The organism is Candidatus Sordicultor fermentans, assembly GCF_012728195.1.
GTDB lineage: Bacteria > Atribacterota > Atribacteria > Atribacterales > Caldatribacteriaceae > Sordicultor > Sordicultor fermentans.
In genome coordinates this window covers 33725-40059 of the sequence record NZ_JAAYFP010000027.1, presented here as the reverse complement: position 1 = coordinate 40059, position 6335 = coordinate 33725, and the positions used below count along the sequence as shown (strand labels likewise).

At 39.5% G+C, this 6335-nt stretch carries 9 protein-coding genes; all 9 read left to right on the top strand.

The features are described 5' to 3' along the window. Positions 1 to 117: 117 nt before the first annotated feature. The 9 genes from GXZ17_RS01405 to GXZ17_RS01365 all read left to right on the top strand — a co-directional run bounded on the left by GXZ17_RS01405 (position 118) and on the right by GXZ17_RS01365 (position 6310). On the top strand, positions 118 to 687 hold the full coding sequence (locus GXZ17_RS01405; protein ID WP_409375503.1) for a shikimate kinase: 570 nt from the start codon (positions 118 to 120) through the stop codon (positions 685 to 687). After that, the gene (gene aroB / locus GXZ17_RS01400) at positions 653 to 1741 is read left to right on the top strand and encodes a 3-dehydroquinate synthase (RefSeq protein WP_409375502.1); all 1089 of its coding nucleotides are present in this window, start codon (positions 653 to 655) and stop codon (positions 1739 to 1741) included. Before GXZ17_RS01405 ends, aroB begins: the two co-directional genes overlap by 35 nt. Before the next feature lie 7 nt (positions 1742 to 1748). After that, positions 1749 to 2189, top strand: a complete 441-nt coding sequence (aroQ, locus tag GXZ17_RS01395; RefSeq protein ID WP_409375501.1) for a type II 3-dehydroquinate dehydratase — start codon at positions 1749 to 1751, stop codon at positions 2187 to 2189. After that, positions 2179 to 3228: an aminopeptidase P family protein gene (locus GXZ17_RS01390; protein WP_409375500.1), complete on the top strand. Its 1050-nt coding sequence runs from the start codon at positions 2179 to 2181 to the stop codon at positions 3226 to 3228. The genes aroQ and GXZ17_RS01390 overlap by 11 nt, the downstream gene beginning before the upstream one ends. Positions 3229 to 3241: 13 nt before the next feature. Next, positions 3242 to 3808, top strand: a complete 567-nt coding sequence (efp, locus tag GXZ17_RS01385) for an elongation factor P (RefSeq protein ID WP_409375499.1) — start codon at positions 3242 to 3244, stop codon at positions 3806 to 3808. A gap of 85 nt (positions 3809 to 3893) precedes the next feature. Then, positions 3894 to 4169 (top strand): Asp23/Gls24 family envelope stress response protein, encoded by a 276-nt coding sequence (locus GXZ17_RS01380; protein WP_409375498.1) that lies wholly within the window; start codon positions 3894 to 3896, stop codon positions 4167 to 4169. Position 4170: 1 nt separating this feature from the next. Continuing rightward, complete coding sequence (nusB, locus tag GXZ17_RS01375; protein ID WP_409375497.1) at positions 4171 to 4608, top strand: transcription antitermination factor NusB; 438 nt, start codon at positions 4171 to 4173, stop codon at positions 4606 to 4608. Next, entirely contained in the window at positions 4605 to 5492 is an 888-nt protein-coding gene (locus GXZ17_RS01370; protein WP_409375496.1) for a polyprenyl synthetase family protein, read from the top strand. Before nusB ends, GXZ17_RS01370 begins: the two co-directional genes overlap by 4 nt. Before the next feature lie 2 nt (positions 5493 to 5494). Then, positions 5495 to 6310 carry a TlyA family RNA methyltransferase gene (locus GXZ17_RS01365; protein ID WP_409375495.1) on the top strand — a complete coding sequence of 272 codons (816 nt, stop codon included), beginning with the start codon at positions 5495 to 5497 and terminating at the stop codon, positions 6308 to 6310. Positions 6311 to 6335 lie beyond the last annotated feature (25 nt).

Below are 6335 nucleotides of genomic sequence, written 5' to 3'. Positions count from 1 at the left end.
ATGCTACCTGTGGCTGAGGTTACTTTTACCTGGGAAGAAAATGAGTTGAAAATTAACCGAATAGAGACGAGATATAATCTTCCTTATTCTAAATAAACTTATTGATGGAGTGCTGAATTGGAAAACACCAATAAAGATAAAACCAAAGAAATAAATCAAAGGGGTCGTGGGAACATTGCCCTTCTTGGTTTTATGGGTAGTGGAAAAACCACCATCGGACAGCAATTGGCTCAAAAAGTAGGATGGCAGTTTATGGATACCGATGATTTAATTGAAGAAAAGACTTCTCTATCTATCTCTCTAATTTTTGAACGATGGGGGGAAGAGCATTTCCGCTCTTTAGAAAAAGTGGTACTCGAAGAAGTGGCTTCAAAAAAGAATATAATTTTAGCTACAGGAGGAGGACTTCCTGCTCAAGAGGATAACTGGCAGATATTAAGAGAACATTTCTTAACCATTTTTCTGCAAGTTGATTTTTCTATCCTCTATCAGAGAATAAAAGGAGATTCCCGCCGTCCCCTTCTATCTCAGTATTCTACTCCTCAAGAATTAGAAAAGCTTTATCAAAAAAGACTTATCTATTATGAGAGGTCAGATGTTATAATTAATGGAAATAGAAGTGAAGAGGAGATAGTAGAGGAAATACTATACCATGAGAAAATTAGCAGTTTGTGGAGAAAGCGGTAAGCAATACCCGGTTTTTTTAGGCTGGGATTTACTGGAGAGAGATGATTGGTTAGAAGAGATAAAATTCCCTTCTTCTTTCGGGGTGATAGTAACCAACTCCCGGGTGGGATCTCTTTATGAGGAAAGGGTATCTTCTTTTTTCTCCCGGCAAGGATTCACTATTCAGGTAGTCACCATTCCCGATGGAGAAGAATATAAAAATCTTTCCACGGTGGAATTCATTTATAAACAGCTTCTAAATTTAGATTTAGACCGGAAGAGTTTTCTCTTAGCTCTGGGGGGAGGAGTGATTACTGACATTACTGGTTTTGTGGCTTCCACCTTCTTACGGGGAATACCTTATTTTTCTATTCCTACCACTGTTCTTGCTCAAGTAGATAGTTCCATAGGAGGCAAAACCGGGGTAAATTTGCCCCAGGGCAAAAATCTGGTGGGAACTTTTTATCCTCCTGCGGGGGTATTCATTGACCTTTCTTTTCTTCGTACTCTCCCTCCTCGAGAGTATAAGGAAGGTCTTGCAGAAGTAGCCAAAACTTTCTTTTTAGCCGGAGGCGAGATTCTTTCCCTTTTAGAAAAGAGAGAACAAATTCTTTCTCGAGAAGAAGAAATTTTGGAAGAACTAATTTTTCAGTCTCTTTCTTTAAAGAAAAAAATAGTGGAAGAGGATGAAAAAGAAAAGGGGATACGGAGTATTTTAAATTATGGGCACACCATAGGTCATGCCTTAGAGAAAGTAGAAGGCTATGGTAAGCTCCGGCATGGGGAAGCGATCGCTTTAGGAATGATGGGAGAGGCTATCCTGGGAGAGAAATTAAGCATTACTCCTTCTAAGGTAGTAGATAAACAAAGAGAAATATTAGCTAATTTCCATTTACCTACTCAGCTAAAATTTAAGATAGAAAGAGAAGAATTTTTTGCTGCTCTCCGTCAAGACAAAAAGAAGGAAAGAGGAAAAGCCAGGTTAGTTTTTTTGAAAGATTTTGGTCAACCTATCTGGGGAGTAGAGGTAGAAGAGGAAAAAATTGGAGAAGCGCTTTCTTATTTAGAGAGGTGAGGATAGCTTGAATATTCTCTTTATTTGTGGTCCTAATCTTAATCTTTTGGGGGAGAGAGAAAAGGAGATTTACGGAGAAAAAAGTTTTGAGGAGATAAATATCATACTGGAAAAAGAAGCTCAAAAAATGGGAGTGAACCTGGAGATTTTTCAATCTAATCATGAAGGAAATATCATCGATAAAATTCAGGAAAGTAGAGGTAGTGTTGATGGTATAATTATAAATCCAGGGGCTTACACTCATTATAGCTTAGCTATTCGCGACGCTCTAAAGGTAGTTAAAGCTCCTATAATTGAAGTGCATTTATCTAATATATATAGTCGGGAAGAATTTCGTCATCACTCAGTGATTGCTCCGGTATGCTGGGGACAGATAGCGGGTTTAGGATATCAGGGATACATTCTGGCTTTACAAGCTTTTTTGATGAGGGGAAAGAATGAACCATAAAAAAAGAATGGCTCAATTAAAAGAGGATTTAGAGTATCCTTTCTTAGTTACAGAAAGAGAGGATCTTTTTTATCTTCTGGGTTTCCAGGGTTCAACAGGTTTTCTCCTGGTCTTTCCTGATAAGACACCAGTTTTTTTCTGTGATGGCCGATATGCTACCCAGGCCAAAGAAGAAATCAAATTAGAAGTAGAAATCCAAGAATTCAGAGATGAAATTACTAAAAACATAAAAGAGGCAGTATCTGGAAACGGTTATCAAAAACTTCTGGTTGAAGATAGCTTAAAAATAAGGTTTTACGAACTCCTTAAAAACCAGGGCTTAGAGGTTGCTCCTGTTTCTTCCCCCTCTCGACAAATGAGGATGATTAAGGATGAAGAGGAAATCGAGGAAATAAAAAAAGCGGTTAGAATCTCAGAAGAAGCGCTAAAAAAAGTAAGGTCTCTTTTCCGAGAAGGGGTAAAAGAAAAAGATATGGCTTTAGAGTTAGATTACCAGATGCGCCTGCTGGGTGGAGAAGAGACAGCTTTTCCCACCATTGTAGCAGGGGGGAAGAGAAGCGCTCTCCCTCATGCTCGCCCTTCTTCTTATTCCTTTAAAGATAATGATTGGGCAATTGTTGATTGGGGAGCACGGGTCAATGGTTACTGTGCTGATCTTACTCGAGTTATAGTCATAGGGGAAGTTGATTCTCGCTTTTACCAGCTTCTTCGAATAGTAGAGAAAGCCCAGCAACTGGCAGAAACCATTATAAAGGAAGGAGTAAAAGCAAAGGAAGTAGATAAAGTAGTGAGAAGCTTTTTCAAAGAAGAGAAGGTCGAGGAGTATTTTAATCACAGTTTAGGACATGGAGTGGGGATAGAAATTCACGAGGACCCTCGCTTGGGCCCTAAAAGTGAGGATATTTTAAAAAAGGGTATGGTAGTAACAGTAGAACCAGGAATTTATTTTCCTGATTGGGGAGGGATTCGCCTGGAAAATTTAGTAGTGGTGCAAGAAGAGGGAAATAAAATTCTGGATTCTCTTCCCCTATTACTTTGAAAGGAGGACCAAAGTGCCTGAATACATTTCCAGCAATGACTTGAGAGTAGGAACTTGTATAGAAGTAGATGGTAATCTTTATGTAGTCACCTCTTTCCAGCATATCAAACCAGGTAAGGGAGGAGCCATAATTAAGACCAAGCTCAAGGACATTAATACCGGCTTTATAATAGAAAAAACCTTTAGAGCTGGCGAGAAAATAATCAGAGCGATACTGGAAGTTAAAAAAGCTCAATATATGTATGAGGATGCAGCCGGATATCATTTCCTGAACTTAGAAAGCTACGAAGAAATTGTTTTGCCCGAAGAGATGGTGGGGGAAAACCGAGACTTTTTAGTGGAAAACCTGGAGGTGGAAATACTGACTTACCAAGGAAAGTGTATAGGTGTTGAACTGCCTCCCTTTATAGAATTAGAGGTAGTGGAAACTACTCCGGGAATTAGAGGAGATACAGCTTCCGGCGGTTCGAAGCCTGCTACTTTAGAAACTGGTGTAGTAGTTCAAGTTCCTCTTTTTGTTAACGAAGGAGATAAGGTGCGGGTAGATACTCGTACCCGAGAATATTTAGAAAGAGTATAGCTCGAGGTGATCAGTTCTGAAAAGTGCGGAAGTTTCGCTACCTGAAGGACAAGTTCTTTATTCTTTAAAAGCTTTGCAAGCTTTAGTGGATGAGGTAGTTGAGGGTTTTAACGGAGTTGAATCCTGGGAAAAAAACTCAGAAGAGAGCTTACGGATAGAAACAAAGAAGGGGGCTATTTCTCTTCAATTATTTCTCATCCTGAATCTAAAGAAGAGAGTGCCGGAAACAGCCTGGGAGCTTCAGAAGGGATTAAAAGAGATGCTGGAGAAAAAAACTGGTTTGCGAGTGGATCGGATTGATATCTATGTTCAGGGCTTTGCCGTTCATCAAAAAAATAGCACGGTTTTAGCTATGGAGTAAAATGTTGCGAAGGAAAGCGCGAGTAGCTGCTTTACAAATTTTATTTCAGATGGATATGAGAGATAAAAAACTGGAGGAAGTACTTCCTTATTTTAAAGTTCCTAAGGGGTGGGACGAAGATACCCTTTCCTTTTTTTTCCGTTTAGTGCAGGGGGTAGAGACTAAAAAAAAGGAGATTGATGAAATACTTTCTCAGGCTTCAGAAGAGTGGCCTCTTTATCGGATGGCTAACGTAGATCGCAACATCTTACGTTTAGCTGTATTTGAAATACTTTTTCTTCCCGAAGTGCCGGTAAGCGTGGCTATCAATGAGGCGGTGGAATTGGGAAAGAAGTATGGAACAGAGGAGTCAGGAAGATTCATTAATGGAATTTTAGGGCAATTAGTTAGAAGCTTAGAAGAAAGGGGAAACTATCTTCCTAAAAGAGAAAGAACATGAAAATAGAAGATTTTCTCCAAGAAAATGCTCACTTAGTAGACGAATATCTGGAACGTAACTTTGCTCCCCTGAGCGCTACCTCTTCTTTAGTATTTCCTATCCTTTATGGGGCAAAAGGGGGGAAGAAAATTCGTGCTTCTCTTACCCTGGCTACGGGTTTCGGTTATGGAGTAGAAAAAGAACATTTACTACCTGTAGCCGGTGCTATAGAGATGATACATGCTTTTTCTCTGGTGCATGATGACCTTCCTTGTATGGACAATGATGATTACCGTCGAGGGAAACCCAGTATGCATCGAGCTTTTGGAGAGGCCATGGCTGTTTTAACAGGAGATGCTCTTTTGATAGAGGGGTTACGGCTCATAGTGGGAAATGAAGAATTGGCTAAACTTTTCGGTAAAGAAAAAGTACTGGATATGACAAATGTTATCTTAAAAGCTCTGGGCATAGAGGGAATGGTGGGAGGACAGGTATTAGACTTAGAAGGGGAGGGAAGAGAAGTAAGCGAGGAAAAAGTTTGGGAGATATATCGCAAAAAGACCGGTTCCCTTCTTACCGCTTCTATTCTATGCGGAGCAATAGCTGGTTCCGCTCCTTCCCAGGAAAAAGAAATTTTGGAAAACTTTGGCATGCTTTTGGGGGAATGTTTTCAAATTAAAGACGATATATTAGATGTAACTCAAGAAAAAGAGGTTTTAGGTAAAACTCCAGGTAAAGATAAAATACAGGACAAAGCTACTTTAGTGAAAGTTAAAGGGGTGGAAGAGAGCGAAAAAATAATGAAAGATAAATGGGAAGAAGCTATCTGTCTTCTTTCTTCTATTCCTCGGCCTTTCCCCTTCCTTTTGGAAATAGCCAGGTTTGTAATAGAGAGAAAATACTAAGAATGAAAAAAGGAAAAATTCGTCTGGATGAGCTCTTAGTAGAAAGTGGTTTATGTGACAGCAGAGAAAAAGCTCAAAGAATAATCGGAAGTGGAAAGGTAAAAGTAGAAGGTTTAAGCCAACATCTTAAGCCCTCTACTTTGGTAGAAAAGGGCGTTTCTATCCAGATAGAGGAGCCTCCTCGATTTGTTAGTCGAGGAGGAGAAAAATTAGAAAAAGCGATAAATGAATTCGGCATTAATCCTCAAGATTTGGTATTTGCCGATATTGGTGCTTCTACCGGTGGGTTTACCGATTGTCTTATCCAGAGAGGGGCATCAAAAGTTTACGCTATTGATGTGGGGCATGGCCAGTTGCACGAAAAACTTCGCCATCATCCCCAAGTAGTGGTTAAAGAGAAAGTTAATGCTCGTTATCTTGACTTGAGTTTTTTAGGAGAGAGAGTAGATGGTGTTACCATAGATGTCTCTTTCATTTCTCTCCGTCTCATTTTCTCTCCCGCCACTTCCATTCTCAAGGATAATGGCATATTAATTGCTTTGATCAAACCTCAATTTGAAGCTGGCCGTAGAGAGGTTAAGAGAGGATTGATAAAAGATAAAAAAGTGCATGAGCGAGTTTTAGAAGAAATTTTGACTCAAGCTCAAGAAGCGGGACTTTCTTTTCAAGGTTTAACTTTTTCCCCTCTTCGGGGGGCAAAAGGTAACATAGAATTTTTAGGATACTGGAAAAAGGAGAGGTCAGATTTAACAAATGAAGGCTTAAGAAGTATAATAAGTCGAGTGGTGGAAGAAGCTCACCAAAGTAAGAGAAAATAGTAATATGAGTTTTAATCCCTGGGTA

Coding starts and splice junctions, on each gene's coding strand:
- aroB (WP_409375502.1), top strand. CDS start 653: ATGAGAAAATTAGCAGTTTGTGGAGAAAGCGGTAAGCAATACCCGGTT.
- GXZ17_RS01390 (WP_409375500.1), top strand. CDS start 2,179: ATGAACCATAAAAAAAGAATGGCTCAATTAAAAGAGGATTTAGAGTAT.
- nusB (WP_409375497.1), top strand. CDS start 4,171: ATGTTGCGAAGGAAAGCGCGAGTAGCTGCTTTACAAATTTTATTTCAG.
- GXZ17_RS01370 (WP_409375496.1), top strand. CDS start 4,605: ATGAAAATAGAAGATTTTCTCCAAGAAAATGCTCACTTAGTAGACGAA.
- GXZ17_RS01365 (WP_409375495.1), top strand. CDS start 5,495: ATGAAAAAAGGAAAAATTCGTCTGGATGAGCTCTTAGTAGAAAGTGGT.